The 19,568-nt window shown below is 61.2% G+C and carries 18 protein-coding genes; 6 read left to right on the top strand and 12 right to left on the bottom strand.

Going from position 1 to position 19,568, the window contains the following annotated elements; translation table 11 throughout:
- The first annotated feature begins 10 nt into the window (after positions 1-10).
- The 5 genes from HKK52_RS04645 to HKK52_RS04625 are packed head-to-tail and all read left to right on the top strand — an operon-like array spanning position 11 to position 5,630.
- The gene (locus HKK52_RS04645; RefSeq protein ID WP_169369748.1) at positions 11-1,675 is read left to right on the top strand and encodes an AMP-binding protein; all 1,665 of its coding nucleotides are present in this window, start codon (positions 11-13) and stop codon (positions 1,673-1,675) included.
- A 16-nt stretch (positions 1,676-1,691) separates the two neighbouring features.
- Positions 1,692-2,453 carry an SDR family NAD(P)-dependent oxidoreductase gene (locus tag HKK52_RS04640; RefSeq protein WP_169369747.1) on the top strand — a complete coding sequence of 254 codons (762 nt, stop codon included), beginning with the start codon at positions 1,692-1,694 and terminating at the stop codon, positions 2,451-2,453.
- A 12-nt stretch (positions 2,454-2,465) separates the two neighbouring features.
- On the top strand, positions 2,466-3,659 hold the full coding sequence (locus HKK52_RS04635) for an acetyl-CoA C-acyltransferase (protein ID WP_169369746.1): 1,194 nt from the start codon (positions 2,466-2,468) through the stop codon (positions 3,657-3,659).
- Between the two features lie 55 nt (positions 3,660-3,714).
- The gene (locus HKK52_RS04630) at positions 3,715-4,842 is read left to right on the top strand and encodes an acyl-CoA dehydrogenase (RefSeq protein WP_123508269.1); all 1,128 of its coding nucleotides are present in this window, start codon (positions 3,715-3,717) and stop codon (positions 4,840-4,842) included.
- Positions 4,843-4,856: 14 nt separating this feature from the next.
- On the top strand, positions 4,857-5,630 hold the full coding sequence (locus HKK52_RS04625) for an enoyl-CoA hydratase (RefSeq protein ID WP_169369745.1): 774 nt from the start codon (positions 4,857-4,859) through the stop codon (positions 5,628-5,630).
- 121 nt (positions 5,631-5,751) lie between these two features.
- Here HKK52_RS04625 and HKK52_RS04620 read toward each other — a convergent pair whose 3' ends face one another.
- From HKK52_RS04620 to argH, 11 genes are all read right to left on the bottom strand, one after another.
- Complete coding sequence (locus HKK52_RS04620; RefSeq protein WP_169369744.1) at positions 5,752-6,903, bottom strand: acyl-CoA dehydrogenase family protein; 1,152 nt, start codon at positions 6,901-6,903, stop codon at positions 5,752-5,754.
- A 3-nt stretch (positions 6,904-6,906) separates the two neighbouring features.
- Positions 6,907-8,013, bottom strand: a complete 1,107-nt coding sequence (locus tag HKK52_RS04615; protein ID WP_169369743.1) for an enoyl-CoA hydratase/isomerase family protein — start codon at positions 8,011-8,013, stop codon at positions 6,907-6,909.
- 301 nt (positions 8,014-8,314) lie between these two features.
- A complete protein-coding gene (locus HKK52_RS04610) occupies positions 8,315-9,010 on the bottom strand; it encodes an HPP family protein (RefSeq protein ID WP_169369742.1) in 696 nt (231 codons plus the stop codon).
- 159 nt (positions 9,011-9,169) lie between these two features.
- Positions 9,170-10,348 carry an MFS transporter gene (locus tag HKK52_RS04605; RefSeq protein ID WP_169369741.1) on the bottom strand — a complete coding sequence of 393 codons (1,179 nt, stop codon included), beginning with the start codon at positions 10,346-10,348 and terminating at the stop codon, positions 9,170-9,172.
- 81 nt (positions 10,349-10,429) lie between these two features.
- The gene (locus tag HKK52_RS04600; RefSeq protein WP_169374182.1) at positions 10,430-11,809 is read right to left on the bottom strand and encodes an MmgE/PrpD family protein; all 1,380 of its coding nucleotides are present in this window, start codon (positions 11,807-11,809) and stop codon (positions 10,430-10,432) included.
- Between the two features lie 38 nt (positions 11,810-11,847).
- The gene (locus HKK52_RS04595; RefSeq protein WP_169369740.1) at positions 11,848-12,735 is read right to left on the bottom strand and encodes a polysaccharide deacetylase family protein; all 888 of its coding nucleotides are present in this window, start codon (positions 12,733-12,735) and stop codon (positions 11,848-11,850) included.
- The gene (locus tag HKK52_RS04590; protein ID WP_169369739.1) at positions 12,728-13,576 is read right to left on the bottom strand and encodes a polysaccharide deacetylase family protein; all 849 of its coding nucleotides are present in this window, start codon (positions 13,574-13,576) and stop codon (positions 12,728-12,730) included. The genes HKK52_RS04595 and HKK52_RS04590 overlap by 8 nt, the downstream gene beginning before the upstream one ends.
- A gap of 140 nt (positions 13,577-13,716) precedes the next feature.
- Positions 13,717-14,541, bottom strand: coding sequence for an ABC transporter substrate-binding protein (locus tag HKK52_RS04585; RefSeq protein ID WP_169369738.1), 825 nt, complete (start codon positions 14,539-14,541; stop codon positions 13,717-13,719).
- A 53-nt stretch (positions 14,542-14,594) separates the two neighbouring features.
- Positions 14,595-15,359 (bottom strand): amino acid ABC transporter ATP-binding protein, encoded by a 765-nt coding sequence (locus tag HKK52_RS04580; protein WP_149662007.1) that lies wholly within the window; start codon positions 15,357-15,359, stop codon positions 14,595-14,597.
- A 10-nt stretch (positions 15,360-15,369) separates the two neighbouring features.
- On the bottom strand, positions 15,370-16,248 hold the full coding sequence (locus tag HKK52_RS04575; RefSeq protein WP_133839463.1) for an amino acid ABC transporter permease: 879 nt from the start codon (positions 16,246-16,248) through the stop codon (positions 15,370-15,372).
- Between the two features lie 117 nt (positions 16,249-16,365).
- Entirely contained in the window at positions 16,366-17,793 is a 1,428-nt protein-coding gene (gene argH, locus HKK52_RS04570; protein WP_169369737.1) for an argininosuccinate lyase, read from the bottom strand.
- A 295-nt stretch (positions 17,794-18,088) separates the two neighbouring features.
- Here argH and HKK52_RS04565 point away from each other — a divergent pair, with 295 nt between their 5' ends.
- Positions 18,089-19,054: a LysR family transcriptional regulator gene (locus tag HKK52_RS04565; RefSeq protein ID WP_169369736.1), complete on the top strand. Its 966-nt coding sequence runs from the start codon at positions 18,089-18,091 to the stop codon at positions 19,052-19,054.
- Here the strand turns inward: HKK52_RS04565 and HKK52_RS04560 are convergent.
- Positions 19,005-19,565 (bottom strand): GNAT family N-acetyltransferase, encoded by a 561-nt coding sequence (locus HKK52_RS04560; protein WP_169369735.1) that lies wholly within the window; start codon positions 19,563-19,565, stop codon positions 19,005-19,007. The genes HKK52_RS04565 and HKK52_RS04560 overlap by 50 nt on opposite strands.
- Positions 19,566-19,568: the final 3 nt, after the last annotated feature.

Below are 19,568 nucleotides of genomic sequence, written 5' to 3'. Positions count from 1 at the left end.
GATTCTGGCAATGCGCGATTACTTGTCTGCCACTTCACAGTTCGATTACCTGCACACCGTGACCGCCGCGCTCGACGGCGATTTGACGGCGCTTAACGCCTGCGTCGAATGCTGCGACCGTCATGCATTGCCGGGACGTATCGCGCTGTTCTGGGAAGGCCGAGATGGCTCCAGCGCGACGTACACCTTCAGCGATTTGCAGGACAAAGCCGCGCGTTTCGCCAATTTCCTCCTCGCCCAGGGCGTGCAGAAGGGCGATAAAGTCGCCGGCCTGCTACCGCGCAACATCGAATTGCTGATCACCGTGTTCGCCACCTGGCGCATCGGCGCGGTCTATCAGCCGCTGTTCACCGCGTTCGGCCCGAAAGCCATCGAACACCGCTTGAGCAGCTCCGGCGCCAAAGTGGTGGTTACCGACGCGGTCAATCGACCGAAACTCGCGGAAGTCGCCGATTGCCCGACCATCGTCACCGTTGGCGGCGCCAAAGGGCAGGGCATCGTTCGTGGCGATTACAGTTTCTGGGCCGAACTGGCCAATTATTCCCCCGAGTGCGAACCGGTACTGCTGAGCGGTGAAGACCCGTTCCTGCTGATGTTCACCTCGGGCACCACCGGCCCGTCGAAAGCGCTGTCGGTACCGCTGAAGGCCATCGTCGCCTTCCAGAGCTACACCCGCGACGCCGTGGATTTGCGCCCGGAAGACGCGTTCTGGAACGTCGCCGATCCGGGTTGGGCCTACGGCATCTATTTCGGCGTGACCGGGCCGATGTCGATGGGGCATCCGATCACCTTCTACGATGGCCCGTTCACCCTCGAAAGCACCTGTCGGGTAATCAACAAGTACGGGATCACCAACCTCACCGGTTCGCCGACCGCTTACCGCTTGCTGATTGCCGGCGGCGACGAATTTGCCAAGTCGATCAAGGGCCGACTGCGCATCGTCAGCAGCGCCGGCGAGCCGCTGAACCCGGAGGTGATCCGCTGGTTCGCCGACAACCTCGGCGTGGTCATCCATGACCATTACGGCCAGACCGAACTGGGCATGGTCCTGTGCAATCACCATGGCCTGGAACACCCGATCCACATGGGCGCCGCCGGTTTTGCCTCGCCGGGTCACCGCATCGTGGTGCTCGACGATGAGTACAAGGAACTCGGCGTCGGCCAACCGGGGATTCTGGCCATCGACCGCACCCAATCGCCGATGTGCTGGTTCAACGGCTACGAAGGCGCGCCGACCAAAGCCTTCGTCGGCAACTATTACTTGAGCGGCGACACCGTGGAGTGGAACCCGGACGGCAGCATCAGCTTCGTCGGTCGTAGCGACGATGTGATCACCACTTCCGGCTACCGCGTCGGTCCGTTCGACGTGGAAAGCGCGTTGATCGAACACCCGGCCGTGATCGAAGCCGCCGTCGTCGGCAAACCCGACCCGGAGCGCACCGAACTGGTGAAAGCCTTCGTCGTGATCTGCGCGCAATACCGCGCCACGCCAGAGCTGGCCGAAGAACTGCGCCAACACGTGCGCAAACGCCTCGCCGCGCACTCGTACCCCCGTGAAATCGAATTTGTCAGCGAATTGCCGAAAACCCCAAGCGGCAAATTGCAGCGCTTTATCTTGCGCAACCAGGAAATCGCCAAGGCTCAAGAGGCCGCGGCTCACAAAGCTTCTGCTTGAATCGAAGGAAAATAAGATGCAGATCGAAAACAAGGTTTTTCTCGTCACCGGCGGTGCGTCCGGCCTCGGTGCCGCCACCGCTGAAATGCTGGTGGCGGCCGGTGCCAAAGTGATGCTGGTGGACATGAATGCCGAGGCCGTTGCGGCGCAGGCTCAACGCCTGGGCGCGCAAAGCGTCGTGGCTGATATCAGCAACGAAGCCGCTGCTGAAGCGGCGGTCGCGGCGACGGTGAAAGCCTTCGGTGGCCTGCACGGCTTGGTGAACTGCGCCGGAATCGTGCGTGGCGAGAAGATCCTCGGGAAAAACGGTCCGCACGCGTTGGCCAGTTTCAGCCAGGTGATCAACGTCAACCTGATCGGCAGCTTCAACATGCTGCGCCTGGCCGCGGCGGCCATCGCCGAAACTGAAGCGGACGCCGACGGCGAGCGCGGTGTGATCATCAACACCGCCTCGGCCGCGGCCTACGACGGCCAGATCGGCCAGGCTGCCTACGCCGCGTCGAAAGGCGCGATTGTCAGCCTGACCTTGCCCGCCGCCCGTGAACTGGCGCGCTTCGGTATTCGTGTGATGACCATCGCTCCCGGCATTTTCGAAACGCCGATGATGGCCGGCATGACCGAGGAAGTCCGCGCGTCCCTGGCCGCTGGCGTGCCGTTCCCGCCGCGCCTGGGCAAACCGGGCGAGTATGCCGCGCTGGTCAGGCATATCATTGAAAACAGCATGCTCAACGGCGAGGTGATCCGTCTCGACGGTGCCTTGCGTATGGCCGCCAAGTAAGGAGGATTTGTCATGACCCTTTCCAACGATCCGATTGTAATTGTCAGCGCCGTCCGCACCCCGATGGGCGGTTTCCAGGGCGAACTGAAAAGCCTGACCGCGCCGCAACTCGGTGCGGCTGCGATCAAAGCCGCCGTTGAACGGGCCGGTGTTGCTGCCGACGCGGTCGATGAAGTGCTGTTCGGTTGCGTGCTGCCCGCCGGCCTCGGCCAGGCGCCTGCACGTCAGGCGGCGTTGGGCGCCGGGCTGGATAAATCGACCCGTTGCACCACCGTGAACAAGATGTGTGGTTCCGGCATGGAAACCACCATCCTCGCCCACGACATGCTGGTCGCCGGCAGTGCCGAGGTGGTGATCGCCGGTGGCATGGAAAGCATGTCCAACTCGCCGTACCTGCTGGACCGCGCTCGCAGCGGTTACCGCATGGGCCATGGCCGGGTGCTGGATTCGATGTTCCTCGACGGCCTCGAAGACGCCTACGACAAGGGCCGCCTGATGGGCACCTTTGCCGAGGATTGCGCCGAAACCAACGGCTTCACCCGCGAAGCCCAGGACGCGTTTGCTATCGCCTCGACCACCCGCGCGCAACAGGCGATCCAGGACGGCAGCTTCAAGGCTGAAATCGTGCCGCTGACCGTGACCGTCGGCAAAGAACAGGTGCTGATCAGCCACGACGAGCAGCCGCCGAAAGCCAAACTGGACAAGATCGCCTCGCTGAAACCCGCTTTCCGCGAGGGCGGCACGGTGACGGCGGCCAACTCCAGCTCGATCTCTGACGGCGCGGCGGCGTTGGTGCTGATGCGTCAGTCCGAGGCGCAGAAGCGTGGGCTCAAGCCGTTGGCGGTGATTCACGGCCACGCCGCGTTCGCTGATACCCCGGGCCTGTTCCCGGTGGCGCCGGTCGGTGCGATCAAGAAGCTGATGAAGAAAACCGGCTGGTCGCTGGATGAAGTCGAGCTGTTCGAAATCAACGAGGCCTTCGCCGTGGTCAGTCTGGTGACCATGACCAAACTGGAAATCCCTCACGAGAAGGTCAACATCCACGGTGGCGCTTGCGCCTTGGGCCACCCGATCGGTGCGTCCGGCGCGCGGATCCTCGTGACCCTGCTCTCGGCCCTGCGCCAGAAAGGCCTGAAACGCGGTGTTGCGGCGATTTGCATCGGCGGCGGTGAAGCCACCGCGATGGCCGTGGAATGCCTCTATTGATGCGCCCCCGCTCCTACAATGAAAGGCGCACCAAGGCTCAAATTAAGGATTCAGCATGATTCCCAATGACGAACAACTGCAGATCAGCGAAGCCGCCCGGCAATTTGCCCAGGAACGGCTGAAACCGTTCGCCGCCGAATGGGACCGCGAGCATCGCTTCCCCAAAGAAGCCATCGGCGAGATGGCCGAGCTGGGTTTCTTCGGCATGTTGGTGCCCGAAGAGTGGGGCGGTTGCGACACCGGTTACCTGGCCTACGCCATGGCCCTGGAAGAAATCGCCGCCGGTGACGGCGCCTGCTCGACCATCATGAGCGTGCACAACTCGGTGGGTTGCGTGCCGATCCTCAAGTACGGCACTGACGAGCAGAAAGAACGCTTCCTCAAGCCGTTGGCCAGCGGTGCGATGCTCGGCGCTTTTGCCCTCACCGAACCCCAGGCCGGTTCCGACGCCAGCGGCCTGAAAACCCGCGCCAAGTTGAACGGCGATCATTACGTGCTCAACGGCTGCAAACAATTCATCACCTCCGGGCAGAATGCCGGGGTGGTGATCGTGTTTGCCGTGACCGATCCGAGCGCTGGCAAACGCGGGATTACGGCGTTGATCGTGCCCACCGATTCGCCGGGCTATAAAGTGGCGCGGGTTGAAGACAAACTCGGTCAGCACGCCTCCGACACTTGCCAGATTCTGTTCGAAGACGTGAAAGTCCCGGTGGCCAACCGTCTGGGCGAGGAGGGCGAAGGTTACCGCATCGCCCTGGCCAACCTGGAAGGCGGGCGGGTCGGCATCGCCTCGCAATCGGTGGGCATGGCCCGCGCGGCGTTTGAAGCGGCCCGCGACTACGCCCGTGAACGCGAAAGCTTCGGCAAGCCGATCATCGAACACCAGGCCGTGGCCTTCCGTTTGGCAGACATGGCCACCCAGATTGCTGTCGCCCGGCAGATGGTGCATTACGCTGCGGCTCTACGTGACAGCGGCAAACCGGCGTTGGTCGAAGCGTCGATGGCCAAGCTGTTTGCCTCGGAAATGGCCGAAAAAGTCTGCTCCGCCGCGTTGCAAACCCTCGGCGGTTACGGTTACCTGAACGACTTCCCGCTGGAGCGGATCTACCGCGACGTGCGGGTGTGCCAGATCTACGAAGGCACCAGCGATATTCAGCGCATGGTTATTTCGCGCAATCTTTAAGAAGGAATGTACTTGTGAACTACGAAACGATTTTGCTGGAAATTCAGGGTCGTGTTGGCCTGATCACCCTCAACCGTCCGCAAGCCTTGAACGCGTTGAACGCGCAGATCGTCAGCGAGCTGAACCACGCCCTCGATGGCCTGGAAGCCGATTCCAACATCGGTTGCATCGTGCTGACCGGCTCGAAAAAAGCCTTCGCCGCCGGGGCCGACATCAAGGAAATGGCCGCGCTGACCTACCCGCAGATCTACCTCGACGACCTGTTCAGCGACAGCGATCGCGTGGCCAACCGCCGCAAGCCGATCATTGCTGCCGTTAACGGTTTCGCCTTGGGCGGTGGCTGTGAACTGGCGCTGATGTGCGACTTCATCCTCGCCGGCGACAACGCCAAATTTGGTCAGCCGGAAATCAACCTCGGCGTATTGCCGGGCATGGGCGGCACCCAACGCCTGACCCGCGCCGTGGGCAAGGCCAAGGCCATGGAAATGTGCCTCAGCGGTCGCTTGATCGATGCGGTGGAAGCGGAGCGTTGCGGGATTGTCGCGCGGATCGTCCCGGCAGATGAATTGCTGGACGAAGCGCTGAAAGTCGCGGCGCTGATTGCCAAAAAGTCGTTGCCAATCGCGATGATGATCAAGGAAAGCGTGAACCGTGCGTTTGAAGTCAGCCTGTCGGAAGGCGTGCGCTTTGAGCGTCGGGTGTTCCACGCGGCGTTTGCGACGCAGGATCAGAAGGAAGGGATGGCGGCGTTTATTGCCAAGCGTGAGGCAGAGTTCCAGGGCAAGTAACCCCCACCGATCGTTCCCACGCTCCGCGTGGGAATGCATCCTGTGACGCTCTGCGTCACGCTTGCGAAGGGACGCGGAGCGTCCCGGGCGGCATTCCCACGCAGAGCGTGGGAACGATCATTTAGATCTGGTAATTCTTCAGCTCCCGCGCAATCACCATCCGCTGTATCTCGCTCGACCCTTCATAAATCTGCGTGATCCGCGCATCCCGGTAGTAACGCTCCACCGGGTAATCCTCCAGATAGCCATACCCGCCATGAATCTGCATCGCCGACGAACAGACCTTCTCGGCCATTTCCGACGCAAACAACTTGGCTTGTGAAGCCTCCGACAGACAAGGCTTGCCGGCGCTGCGCAACCGCGCGGCATGCAGGATCAGCAGGCGTGCGGCGTTCAGCCGTGTGTGCATGTCAGCGAGCATGTTCGCAATGCTCTGGTGCTCGTTGATCGTCTTGCCGAATTGCACCCGCTCCCGGGAATACGTCAGCGCCGCTTCAAACGCCGCTCGCGCAATGCCCAACGCCTGCGCGGCGATGCCAATGCGGCCGCCTTCGAGGTTGGAGAGGGCGATGGCCAGGCCTTTGCCGCGATCACCCAGCAGATTGGCTTCGGGAATCGTGCAATCGCTGAGGGTTACCGCGCAGGTGTCGGAGGCGCGAATGCCCATCTTGTGTTCGGTGCGATCGACGATAAAACCGGCGGTGTCGGTGGGCACCAGGAACGCCGAGATACCGCGCTTGCCCAGGTCCGGGTCGGTCACGGCAAACACGATCGCCAGTTTCGCCCGCTTGCCGTTGCTGACAAATTGCTTGGCGCCGTTGAGCACCCACTGGCCATCCCGCAGTTCGGCGCGGGTGCGCAGGTTGTGCGCTTCGGAACCGGCTTGCGGTTCGGTCAGGCAAAAGCAACCGATGGCCTGACCGCTGGCCAGGTCCGGCAGCCAGGTTTTTTTCTGTTCTTCAGTGCCGTAATTAAGCACCGGCCCGCAACCCACGGAGTTGTGGATGCTCATCAACGCGCCGGTAGCACCGTCGCCGGCAGAAATCTCTTCCACCGCCAGGGCATAGGCAACGTAGTCGACATAAGTGCCGCCCCATTCTTCCGGCACCACCATGCCCAGCAGGCCCAATTCCCCCATCTTCGCCACCAGACCGTCGTCGATCCAGCCAGCCTTTTCCCAGGCCTGCGCGTGGGGCGCGATCTCGCCACGGGCAAAATCCCGGGCCATGTCGCGGATCATCACTTGCTCTTCGCTCAATTCGATATCGTGCATGACTCAGTTCCCGCTCTGCTCAAAACCACTGAAGAAACTCTCGACGTGCTCGGCATGCAGCGCCTGCAAGGTCGGCGGGTTCCAGCGCGGTTTCTTGTCTTTGTCGATCAACAAGGCGCGCACGCCTTCGATCAGGTCGCCGCGCTCGAACCACTGGCGGTCCAGGTGCAGCTCCAGGGCAAAGCATTGTTCCAGGCTCAGCTTGCGCCCGCGCCGGAGCATTTCCAGGGTCACGCCCATGGCCAGCGGCGAACGGCTTTCCAGCAGGTCGGCGGTGGTCTTCGCCCATTCGTGGCTGTCGGCGACCGTCACTTCGCGCAGTTGCTCCACCATACTCGCCACGTCCGGCAGGGCGAAGAAGTGGTCGATGGCCGGGCGCAGCGCAATCAGCGGCGCGTCGGACAACTGTTGCACCGCGAGTTTGGCCAGCACACCTTGCAGGTCCTTGAGCGGCGTTTCGTGCCATTCAAGGTGATCGAGTTTCTCGTCCAGCGTGCCCAGTTTGTCGCTTTCCAGGTACCAGTCGGCCAGGCCGCAATACAGCGCATCGGCGGCGCGGATCTGCACGCCGCTCACGCCCAGGTAAATCCCCAGTTCGCCGGGCACCCGTGGCAGGAAGTGGCTGCCGCCGACGTCCGGGAAATAACCGATGGCCACTTCCGGCATCGCCAGTCGACTGCGTTCGGTGACAACCCGCATGTCGGCACCTTGCACCAGGCCCATGCCGCCGCCCAGGACAAAGCCGTCCATCAAGGCCAGGACCGGTTTGCAGTAGTGGTGGATGGCGAGGTCGAGGGCGTATTCCTCGACGAAGAAATCTTCGTGCAGGGTCTCGCCGTTTTTGTAGCTGTCGTACAGCGAACGAATATCGCCGCCGGCGCAGAAGGCTTTCTCGCCGGCTCCGCGCAACACCACGGCGTTGACCTGCGAATCCGCGGCCCAGGCATCGAGCTGGCGTTGCAGGCGGCGGACCATGTCCAGGGTGAGGGCGTTGAGACCGGCGGGGCGATTGAGGGTCAGGTGACCGATGTGATTGCGAACCTCGGCCAGCACTTCATTTTGCGTGGCATCCATGGCTTTGGCCTCCTGGGATGAAACCTGAGCAGTCATCGATAACTCCCTGCTTTTATTGTTCTTTATAGAGAAGCTCGCGCGCGAGCGATGCTGGATCGTAACAGTGCAAATTTGTGATGTACAACCGGCATACGTGCAGGTTCTGTCTGCGTTTTTACCTTAGTGCAAAATCAAAAGATCGCAGCCTGAATAGTTTATTGAAGGCGCACGAACCCTGTGGCGAGGGAGCTTGCTCCCGTTGGACTGCGCAGCAGTCCCTTTTCTTTGATGGGAAAAACGAGGGCCGCTTCGCAGCCCAGCGGGAGCAAGCTCCCTCGCCACAGGGGCTAGTGTTTGTTCAGGTTCTGCTGCTGAGCACTTCGCTGATACTACGCCGCTTGGCATGCAATTCACTGGCGTGAATCAACTGCTCAAGGTCTTCCGGGGTGACGTCGAAAAACGCCTCCATCTCCGCCAACGCCAGTTTCAGATCCTCGGCGGTAATCGCCTGATTGTCCGCCGACGGCATCACCGACACCGCTTCGGCGGGCCGTTTGGGATAGCGAATCCGCGTCAGGTTGTTATACGCCAGCGCGCTAAGCAGCATCGCCGAGGCGCTGAGCATTACCGGGCCGAGGGCTTTCCAGTCCAGGGCGATGGTCGCCGGGTCGGCCAACACCAACAACAGCGCCAAGGCCCCGGCCGGTGGGTGCAGGCAACGCAGCCAGCACATCAGCATCAGCGCCATGCCCGCCGCCAGGCAAGCGCTGCCCAACGTTCGGCCGAGCACGTGCGCCACCAGCAGCGCAACCACCCCGGCGCTCAAGTAGCCGCCGAGGATCGACCACGGCTGGGCGAGGGCGCCGGAGGACACGGCGAACAGCAGCACCGCCGAAGCACCCAGCGGACCGACCAGGTGCTGCGCCACTTCAATGCCGAACACTTGGCTGCACAGCCACACGCTGAACAACGTGCCCAAGGACATGCCAATGGCCGCGCGGCTCCATTCCGAGGGGCGGGTGTGGATGGTGGCGGGTAACCAGCGAGCGAGCATGACGTTGATCCGTTGACAAAAAACCGAAGCAAAAAAAAGGCTTAGCTGGGAAACCCAGAAAGCCCTTGAAGGTTGTTCCAACTATTGGGGGAGGAACGGGGCACAGTGTGCCGCGCATTCGATGTGCTGACAAATTCATATTAATGCAGTTTCAGTGCATTATTTTTGCAGTAAAGCCGCCCGCCGACCCGCCAGGAAACACAGCGATCCGCCCATGGCCGTCAGCGCGCAGAGGGCATAGAACATCGTCGGGGCCGGGGTGTGCATCAGCAGGAAACCACAAATCACCGGACTCAACGCGCCGCCCAACGCTGCCAGGTTTTGCGCGCCGTAGTAACTGCCGCGCAGTTCTTCCGGGGCCAGGGTGTCGACGAACAGGAATTCAGCCGGGTAAATGATCATTTCGCCGAGGGTGAAAATGAACATCGCCACGCACCAACTCACCAAGCCGTCTGCCAGGCTGAAACCAATCAAACCGACGATGAACAGACTGGTGCCACCGGCAATCCAGTAGCGCAACTGTTCACGCTTGAGGAAGCGGCCGATCTGGTATTGCAGCAGGATCACGCTGATGGCGTTGCAGGCGAGCAGGGCGGCCATGGTTTCCAGGGCGCGCTTGGAGTCGTGGGTCACCAGCAGGTATTGCGACAGGTACAAGGTGAAACGGCCGTGGACCACGGTGCTGAACAGGCAACCGCAGGTGAACATGATCAGCGTGCGGTCGTTTTTGAGCGTGGTCAGGGTCTTGAGAAAGCTCTGCGGCTGGCCGATGGCGGGTACCCGCGCGGGGTCTTTCGGAATGCCGCTCATCAAGAAGATGCTGAAGAAGGCGATACCACCGGCAATCAGAAACGGTGCAATCGGGTACACCCCGGCGATCACCACGCCGAGCATGGGCCCGGTGGCGTAGCCGATGTTGGTCAGGGTGTAGCGCAGGGAAAACGCTTTGGCCCGTTGGCCCATGGGCAGGTTTTCGCTGAGTATCGCTTTTGAGCCGATCAGGAACAGCGCCGAGGCGGTTTCGGTGATCACCAGGGTGGCGGTGGTCAGGTAGAGGTTCTCGGCGAAGGTCAGCAGCACAAAGCCGATGGCGCTGGAGAGCATGGCCAGGATCAATAGCCGGCGCTTTTCCAGACGATCAATGATGTATCCGCCGTAAAGCGCGAGCAGCGTGGCGATAAACACCGCGATGCCCAGCAGCAGGCCAACGTCCTGTTGATTGAGACCGAGTTTGTTGCTCAGGAACAGCGTGAGCAACGGGCTGGTGATGGCGCGGCTGACGACGATGGTCAGCGAGCAAATCATCAGCCGGCGGATAACGAGCGAGTAAGTGGCCACGGTGGTGCACAAGTCCTTGTTTTAGTGATGATCGTTCCCACGCTCTGCGTGGGAATGCCTCATCGGACGCTCTGCGTCCGCTTATGGGACGCGGAGCGTCCCGGGCTGCATTCCCACGCGGAGCGTGGGAACGATCGATGTATCAATTGATTCCAATTCTTCCAACCGCCACAACTGCCCAAGCAACTCTTCAGCCTGCCGCACCGGCATCACCCGCCCGGCCAGACTGAAAAACTTCTCCTCCAGCGCCGCATCACTCAGCGGATTGCCCGGCGCCCCCAGCGGCACCTCAACGCAAAGACTCGCCTGCCGACCGTCCACGGTCCGCACGCTCACCACGGGCTCGCCATCCTCGGACAGCCGCGGGTCCAGTTCAAGCCGGATACGTGACATCCACTGTGCCAGGCGCGGGTCGCAGCGCCGCTCATCGTCATAGGCTTCCAACCGACAATGCCCCAGGACCAACCGAGCGGCGAGGGCGTAGCGCAGGCTCATTTGCGCCGCCGCCAGGCTGGTGACTTCCTGCCCACCGCACATGTCCTGCAGGAATCCGCACAGCGACACTTGAATGTCCTCGACCTGATCGGCGCTCACCTGCAACTGCGTCAGTAACAGGCCAAGGGCATCAATCGCCGAATGCGTCCCGCGACACGCGGCGTAAGGCTTGATCGAACAGCGGGCCAGTTTCCACACTCGCCCCAGATCCGCATCCAGCGCCTCGGGCACGGCGGCCTCGCCAGCGAGGGTCTTGAGAAAACCGCCCCAGACATCCTCGAACAGTTTCGTCGGCCCGGTAATCCCACGCTGGGCAAACCGCGCAGCCAGCAAGCCGCCTTCAGCAGCACGGCCACTGTGGAGCTTTTTGCTTTGAGAACCATCATGAATAAAGGCCCAAAGCCCGCCACTGAAGCTCCCGGCAATGCCCAGGGCCGACAGGGTTTGCGCGGCGTCCAGCCCCAGAATCCGCGCACTGGCCGCCGCCGCGCCAAACACGCCGCAAGTTGCCGTGGAGTGCCAACCGGCGCCGTTATGCGCCGAATAGCTACCACAGGCTTCAAGCACCCGACGGCCGATTTCGTAGCCGATGACCACGGCGGTGATGAACTCCCGGCCATTCACCGGTTTGTCCGCCATCGAAATCGCCGCCATCACCGCCGGTAACACCACCGCGCCGGAGTGATCGCAGCCGCCGGTGTCGTCCAGCTCCAGGGCATGGGCGGCGATACCATTGAGCATCGCGGCTTGCGCCGCACCGACTTGCCAATCGGTGCCCCAGACCGGCGTGCTGCCGGTCTCGCCTTCGAACACCCGGCGCGCCTGTTTCGCCACATCACTGCCAGCCCCGGCCAGGGTCGCGCCGAAGGTGTCGAGGATGTGCCGCTTGGCTTGCTCAACCAGCGTCAGCGACAAGTCCTCAAACCTCGTATCAACGCAAAACTGCGCCAGGTGCTCCATGCGCATCACGCCTTTGTAGGCGCTGTTCTGATGATCCTGCTCGTTCATACCCCGTAATCCCGATAATGCCGCTCGTAAACTGCTGACGGATGATCCTCCGTCACGCGGACCGCAGAATCTGCCCACCATTGCGCGACCTCGCCAGCGGTGGCAATCCACACGTCCTGATGCTGCTGGATGCCTTGAAGCAACTCGCGCAACACGCCAATCCGCCCCGGTGTCGCGATGATCTCCGGGTGCAGGCGCAGCACATAGCACAGGCCAAATCGATAGAACCCGGCGAAGTCCATTTGCAGGTTGCCCAGGGTGTGGCTGTAGGAGGCGATCCGCGATTGTGCCGGCGGCACCGCCGGGCTGAGGTTGAAGGCGAAGTAGGGTTCGTCTTCCAGTTCGTAGTGCAACGGCAGTTCGATCACTTCGGGCGCCGTTGGGTGGGCGAACGGCAAATCATCGCCGCGCCAGGATGACGACCAGCGGATGCCTTGGTCCCTTAACGCTTCGATGAATCCCGGCGCACCGTTGCCGGCCGGGATACGAAACCCGGTTGGACGCACGCCGGTCAGCGCGGCCAATGCTTGGCAACCTTTGGCGATCTCGGCGCTCTGCTCGGCGAGCGTCAGGGTGTCGTAGTGCTGATGGCGATACCCGGCGCAGGCAATCTCATGCCCACCGGCCAGGATCGCCTTGATGTGTTCGGGGTTTTCATCGGCGACGATGCCGGGGATGCACCAACTACTTTTGACGCCGAGTTCGGCGAACAAACCCAGAAGTCGGTCCACACCACGCTGGCTGCCATAGCGCCAGACCGACAGCGTCTTGTCGCGCCCGGCGACTTCCGGGGCCTGGGTCAGGATGCCGTGGATGTCGTTGTAATCGACGGTCAGCACGACCGCGCAGCGATGGCCGTTGGGCCAGACAGAGGAATCAGCCATGGTGATGCTCCTTCAGCCACCACTGGGCGACATCGCGGCAGGTGGCAAACCACACGTCATCGCGCTGGCGCATGTGTTCGAAGAGTTTTTCCAGCAACAGGATGCGTCCCGGTTTGCCAGTGATCTTGGGGTGGAACAGGGTGGTCAGGCACAGCCCTTCATCCATGGCACCGTCGAATTCGCGGCACCAATTGTCGAGGGTCAGTTCGTAGCTGGCGGTGCGATCCAGCCCCGACGGGAAATCCGGGGCACGGGTGTAGGCGAGGGAGGCGTAGTCGTCCATTTCCCAGCGGCCGGGGATTTCCACCAGCGGCGTGTCGAAGCCCGGGACGTTGACCAGATAAGGCCGGTCATCGCCGCGCATGCTGCTGGAATAGGTCACGCCGGCTTCCACCAGCATCGCCGGGGTTTCGGCGCGCCAATCACCGGACGGCGTGCGAAAGCCTTCGGCGCGGATGTTCAAGTGCTTCCAGAACACCTCGCGGGATTTCTGCATGACGTCCTTCTGCTGGTCCAGCGTCAGGGCGTAAAAGGATTCGTGTTTGTAGCCGTGGTAAGCCACCTCATGCCCGCGCTCGACAATCGCCTGGCACTGTTTCGGCCAGTTCTCCACGACCCAGGCCGGGACGAAAAAGGTGGTCGGGATCTGGAAGGCGTCGAGCAAATCGAGGATCCGCGGCAAGGCGCGGTAGGGGCCGTAACCGCCGAAGCCGAAGTACTCGGGCTTGCGCCAGATCGAGCCGTTGAGCATGGCATCGCCGGTCGGGCCGTCGAGGTCGAAGGCCAGCGCGAGGCAGGCCTTGTGCGGCGTAGGCCAGGTGGGTTGGGGCGAGGAGGACATCAGTAGCACTCCAGTCATCTCTAGGTAAAACACAATCCCCGTAGGAGCGAAGCTTGCTCGCGAAGAGGCCGGCACATTCAACATCATCGTTGACTGATACTCCGCCTTCGCGGGCAAGCCTTGCTCCTACGGGGCAAGCATTACTTGCCGGCGTTAACCGTCACTGTCTTGATCGCGCCCAACTCCAGGTCCCACTTCTTGAGAATGGTCTGATAACTGCCGTCATCAACCATGCTCTGCAACGCCACTTTCACCGCTTCACTCAACTCAGGCTTTTTCTTGCTCACGCCCAGCCCGGTGAACTGCACGGAAATCGGCAGGCCGACGGTCTTGTACATGTCCTTTTCCTGCGTCTTCAGGTACGACAACGTCTCGCTACCCTGCATCGCCGCATCAATCCGGCTCTGGCGCAGTTGCGCACGGGCATCCGCCGAGCCTTCGGTGCCGATCACCACGATCGCCGGCTTGCCCGCCGCTTCGCAGTTGGCCTTGCTGTATTCAGCAATTTCCGCCGGGAAAGTGGTACGGCGGCTGGTGCCGACTTTCTTGCCGCACAGGTCGGTGATTTCGTTGAAGTCCTTGTTCTTCTGCAAGGTGTAGAACTGCGGACCGCTGGTGAAGTAGTCGACGAAGGTCACGCTGGCCTGGCGCTCGACGGTGTCGGTCATGCCCGACAACACCATGTCCACGCGGTCAGTGGTCAGCGCGTTGATCATTTGTTCGAAGCCGGTTTCCTGCCATTTGATCTTCACGCCCAGCCGCTCGGCCAGGGCGTTGCCCAGGTCATAGTCCAGACCGGTGAGGGTGTTGGTCGCCGGGTCCTTGAAATCCATCGGCGGGTAGTTGGGCATGATCGCCACAACGATCTCGCCCTTGGCCTTGATGCTGGCCGGCAATTCGGCGGCGAAGCTGACGCTGGAAGCCATCAGGCCTGCAAGTACTGCTGGAATTACGAAATTCTTCATGGTCGTTCTCTTATGAGTGTTGTGAGGCGGCTCTTGTTTTCCAAGCGCGGCACCTAGGTTCGAACGGCAGAAATGAAGCTTTGGGTGCGCGGGTTTTGCGGACTTATTAGTATTTCTTCGGGGCTTCCAGCCTCCACGATCTGCCCGCCGTCCATAAACACCATGCGATTGGAAACCTCGCGAGCGAAGCCCAGTTCATGGGTGACGACGATCATGGTCATGCCGGTTTGCGCCAGATCGCGCATCACCGACAGCACCTCACCGACCAATTCCGGGTCGAGTGCCGAAGTGGGTTCATCGAACAGCATCAGCTTCGGTCGCATGGCCAACGCGCGGGCAATCGCCACCCGTTGCTGTTGACCGCCCGACAGTTCAATCGGGTAGCTGTTGCGTTTGTCGGCCAGGCCAACGCGTGCGAGCAATTCCACGGCTTCTTCGTGCGCCTCTTTGGGCGAACGCTTGAGCACCTGGCACGGGCCTTCGATGATGTTTTGCAGCACGGTCATGTGCGGGAACAGGTTGAAACGCTGGAACACCATGCCGGTGGACAGGCGCTGGCGAGCAATCTGTGACTCGTTGAGTTCGTGCAGTTTGTTGCCGACCACGCGGTAACCCACCAGTTCGCCGTCGACCCAGAGGCCGCCCTTGTCGATCTTCTCCAACTGATTGACGCAGCGCAGCAAGGTGCTCTTGCCCGAGCCGGACGGGCCGATGATGCACAGCACTTCGCCTTGCTCGACTTCGATGTTGATGTCCTTGAGCGCGTGGTACTGGTCGTAATATTTGTTCAGGCTCACGGCCTTGACGATGTTTCTCATGGGAGGCTCCTCAAGAACGCTTGCCGGCGCCGCGAGCGAAACGACGCTCCAGACGGCTTTGACCAAAGGACAGCACGGTGACGGCGACCAGGTACCAGATGCCGGCGACGATCAGCAACTCCATGACGCGGGCGTTGGCGTAGTAGATGTTCTGGGCGTTGTAGAGCAGTTCCGAATACTGGATGACGCTCGCCAGGGAGGTCATTTTCACCATGCCGATGAATTCGTTGCCGACCGGCGGAATGATGATCCGCATGGCCTGCGGCAGGATGATCCGGCGCAGCGCTTGCAGGCGCGGCATGCCGATCGACTTGGCAGCTTCGTACTGCCCGGTGTCCACCGACAACAGGCCGGCGCGCACCACTTCGGCGGTATAGGCGCCCTGGTTGATGCTCAAGCCGAGCAGGGCGGCCACGAAGGGCGTCATCAGGCTCACGGTGTCCATTTCGAACAGGCCGGGGATGCCGATGGTGGGGAAAATCAGCGCCAGGTTGAACCACAACAGCAGTTGCAGGATCAGCGGCGTACCACGGAACAGCCAGGTGTAGGTGATCGCCACATAGCGCAGGATCGGGTTGGCCGACATGCGCATGATCGCCGTGATCACCCCGAACACAATGCCCAGCGCCATCGCCAGCACCGCCATGACGATGGTGTTGAACAGGCCCCAGAGAATCGCCTGGGACGTGACGAACTGGCCGATATACGACCATTCGATCTTGCCTTCGGCGAAAGCGCGGACCAGGCCGAGAATGGCGATGACGATCACGGTGGCGAAGAAGATCCGCCCGTAATAGCGCCGTGGCACATGGTGGTACTGGGTGATATCGAACTGGTTTTCCGCCAGTTTGCGCTCCGACTGGAGACGTTCTGCCTGAGTCTGGCTCATGTTGGTTCTCCGTACGCCGCCCAGTGACTGCGGCGCGTGTTGCTGTGGTTCAAAACGGCGTCGACGGCCCACCGCTAATCTTCGTGTTAAACGCTCCTACAAGGTTTTCGCTCTGATTCAGAGACGGAAGCCTTGATAGTTCTCGGTCCATTGCTGCTGGGCGGCGAGGGCGGTTTTCAAACGGCCGATCTGCTCGCGCACCTGTTGCGGCGCGGTGCCGCCCCAGCCGCTGCGGGCAGCGATGGCGGCTTCCAGGGTCAGGCTGTCGCGCACTTCCGGGGTCAGGCGTGGATCGATCTCGGCCAACAACGCCGGGGAGGCTTCCCACAATTCGATGTCGTGTTTCTCACAGGCTTGAACCAATGCACCGGTAATTTCATGGGCTTCCTTGAACGGTACGCCGCGCATCGCCAGCCAATCCGCCACTTCAGTCGCCAGGGTGAAGCCCAGAGGCGCCTGACGCCGCAGCTCTTCGACATTGACCTTCATCGTCGCGACCATCCCTGCCATGGCCGGCAGCACCAGCAGCAGCGTGTCGACACTGTCGAGCACGCCGTTCTTGTCTTCGCTCAAGTCGCGGTTGTAGGACAGCGGCAGGGATTTGAGGGTAGAGAGCAGGCCGGTCAGGTTACCGATCAAGCGACCCGCCTTGCCCCGCGCCAGTTCGGCGATGTCGGGGTTTTTCTTCTGCGGCATGATCGAGCTGCCAGTGGCGTAGGCATCGTCCAGCGCAACCCAGCGAAATTGCCGCGACGACCACAGGCAAAACTCTTCAGCGAGGCGTGAAATATTGATCCCGAGCATGCTGGCGATAAACAGGAATTCGGCGACATGGTCGCGGCTGGCGACGGCGTCGATGGAGTTTTCGCACACACCGCTGTAGCCCATTTCCTTGGCCGACTGCTGGGGCAGGCGCGCGATGGCGGAACCGGCCATGGCCGCCGCGCCGAGGGGTGACAGCGAAGTGCGCGCGTCCCAATCCACCAGGCGTTGCACGTCACGCAGCATCGCTTGGGCGTGGGCCAGCAAGTGATGGGCGAAGACGATCGGTTGCGCTTGTTGCAAGTGGGTGAAGCCGGGGCAGATGCTTTCGATGTGTTGCTCGGCCTGATCCACCAGCGCTTGTTGCAGGGCCAGGACTTCAACGGCCAGGGTGCGCACGTGGTCACGCAGGAACAGACGCAGGTCATTGGCGGTCTGGTCGTTACGCGAACGGCCGGCCCGCAGCTTGCCGCCCAGAGCGCCGAGGCGTTCGGTCAGCAGGCGTTCGATAAAGGTGTGGACGTCTTCGTCGTCCAGGGTCGGGGCGATGCTGCCGGCGCGGAAATCAACACCGATCTGGTCCAGCGCACCGAGCATGGTGCGGGTTTCTTCCTCGCTCAGCAGACCGGCGCGTTGCAGCTCCCCGGCATGGGCCTTGGAACCGGCGAGGTCGTACGGGGTGAGGCGAAAATAGCGCTCAGGGCAACGGGACAGGGCCGCCAGGGCTTCGGATGGGCCGCTTTTGAAGCGTGCACCCCAGAGACGGTCGGTGGTTTGAGACATTGTTGTTTTCCTCGTCGGTAAAGCGAACTGAATACGATCTGCCAAGCCCTGGCACCGGCCGAAAATCATTCGGGCGTGGTGGGGCTCAAGCAGTTTTCAAATGGGCAGTTACGAAGTGGCGAGAGCTGATCGAAGTGTCAGCTTTTAATAGTGCGAAATCAGTGAGTTGGCACTCAGGTACGGAATTTATTAGCGGTTGCCAAGCCTTGTTTTCTGTGTTCATTATTATTGGCCAGCTATGTTTTTGTTGTTGGGCACAGATTGTTTGCTAGGGCGTCAGAGGTAAATAAGCATTATGGAAACCCCACTTTCCAATTCCGGAAACCCAGCGCCGAAACCGACTCAGCGAGCGCCATTGGCACTCAGCGGCCTGGACTTCAAACTGCTCAAAGTGTTCAAGGCGGTGGTCGAGGCCGGCGGTTTCAGCGCGGCTCAAAACGAGCTGAACGTGGGCCTGGCGGCCATCAGCAAGCAGATTTCGGACCTTGAGATTCGCATCGGCATGCGCCTGTGTACCCGTGGGCGAGAGGGGTTTCACCTGACTGAAGAAGGACGCCTGGTGTATCAGGCGTCGATTGATTTGTTTGCCTCGGTCGATAACTTTCGTGATCGGCTTAGTTCGGCGCAGAATGAACTTATTGGTGATCTTGGGGTGGGGGTTATTGACAACACATTGACCGATGAAGGCTCACCGTTAGTTGCTGCACTTAAACGGATTAATCAAGAGTCGCCCAAGGTCAGATTTCAACTTCAAGCGTCACAGTTAGATGAAATAGAGCGCGGTGTGGTCGAGGGTCGATTAGTGGCGGGCATCGTCCCGGTTTATCAAAAGCGCGAAGAGTTCGATTACTACGCGCTGTACGAGGAACGCTCGCAGGTTTACTGCGCGGTAGGCCACCCGTTGTTCGAGGTGCCGGAGGCGGAAATCGGCAGCAATGTGCTCAAGGACTACGAGTGCATCAACCATCGCTACGCGATTCATCGGGACAAACTGAATTTTGCCCGCTACGACAGCTTTTCCGCCTCGGCAACCCAGGTCGAAGCCGTGGCTTTACTCATCAAGACCGGCCGTTTTGTGGGCTTCCTGCCGCAACACTACGCCGCCACCCTGGTGGCCCAAGGGCAATTTCGCGCGGTGCGCCCGGACCTGATTCACATCGTCACGCCATTCAATCTGATCCTGCGCCACAACACCGTGCGCAGCCCGCTGGTCAAGGCGTTTGCCCAGGCGTTGGGTGTCGATTTGAAGGCGCCGGTGTAAGGTGCAGGCACATCGCACACCGCCGCTCACCGGGCAAACCGTGGGCGACTTCCTCTCGCAAAATTGCTAATAAACGAGGGCTCGTTTCAGCAAGGCTCAATGTTTTAAAGCCTAACCGCCGATAAAACCCTTCATTCCATGGCACGTCGCGAAATGTAGTCAGCGTCAGACTGCGGAGTTCTCGTTGGCGGGTATGTTCGATCGCCACTAACAGTAACTTTCGACCAATGCCTCGGCCCTGGAAGTGTTGGCTGACGGACAGTTCCTGAACATGCAGCTGATCGTCGACTTGTTCAGCGCTGAGAAACCCCGCAAGTGCACCATCGGCGGATAACGCGACCCACACGTCAGCGGTTTCTATGGCGCGCAGATGTTGTTGTGCGTCGGTCACGGGTGAGTCAGCGAGCCAGGCGAGGGAAGGGTCGTTGCGAAACAACGCCGCCGCGGAACGCTCGATGGCGGGGAGGGCGGCAGCGTCAGAGAGTAGGGCGCGGCGTAAGGTGATGGTCATCGA

Source organism: Pseudomonas sp. ADAK2, assembly GCF_012935755.1.
GTDB lineage: Bacteria > Pseudomonadota > Gammaproteobacteria > Pseudomonadales > Pseudomonadaceae > Aquipseudomonas.
The sequence above is the reverse complement of the archived record's forward strand: the minus strand, read 5'-3'. Positions and strand labels throughout refer to the sequence as shown.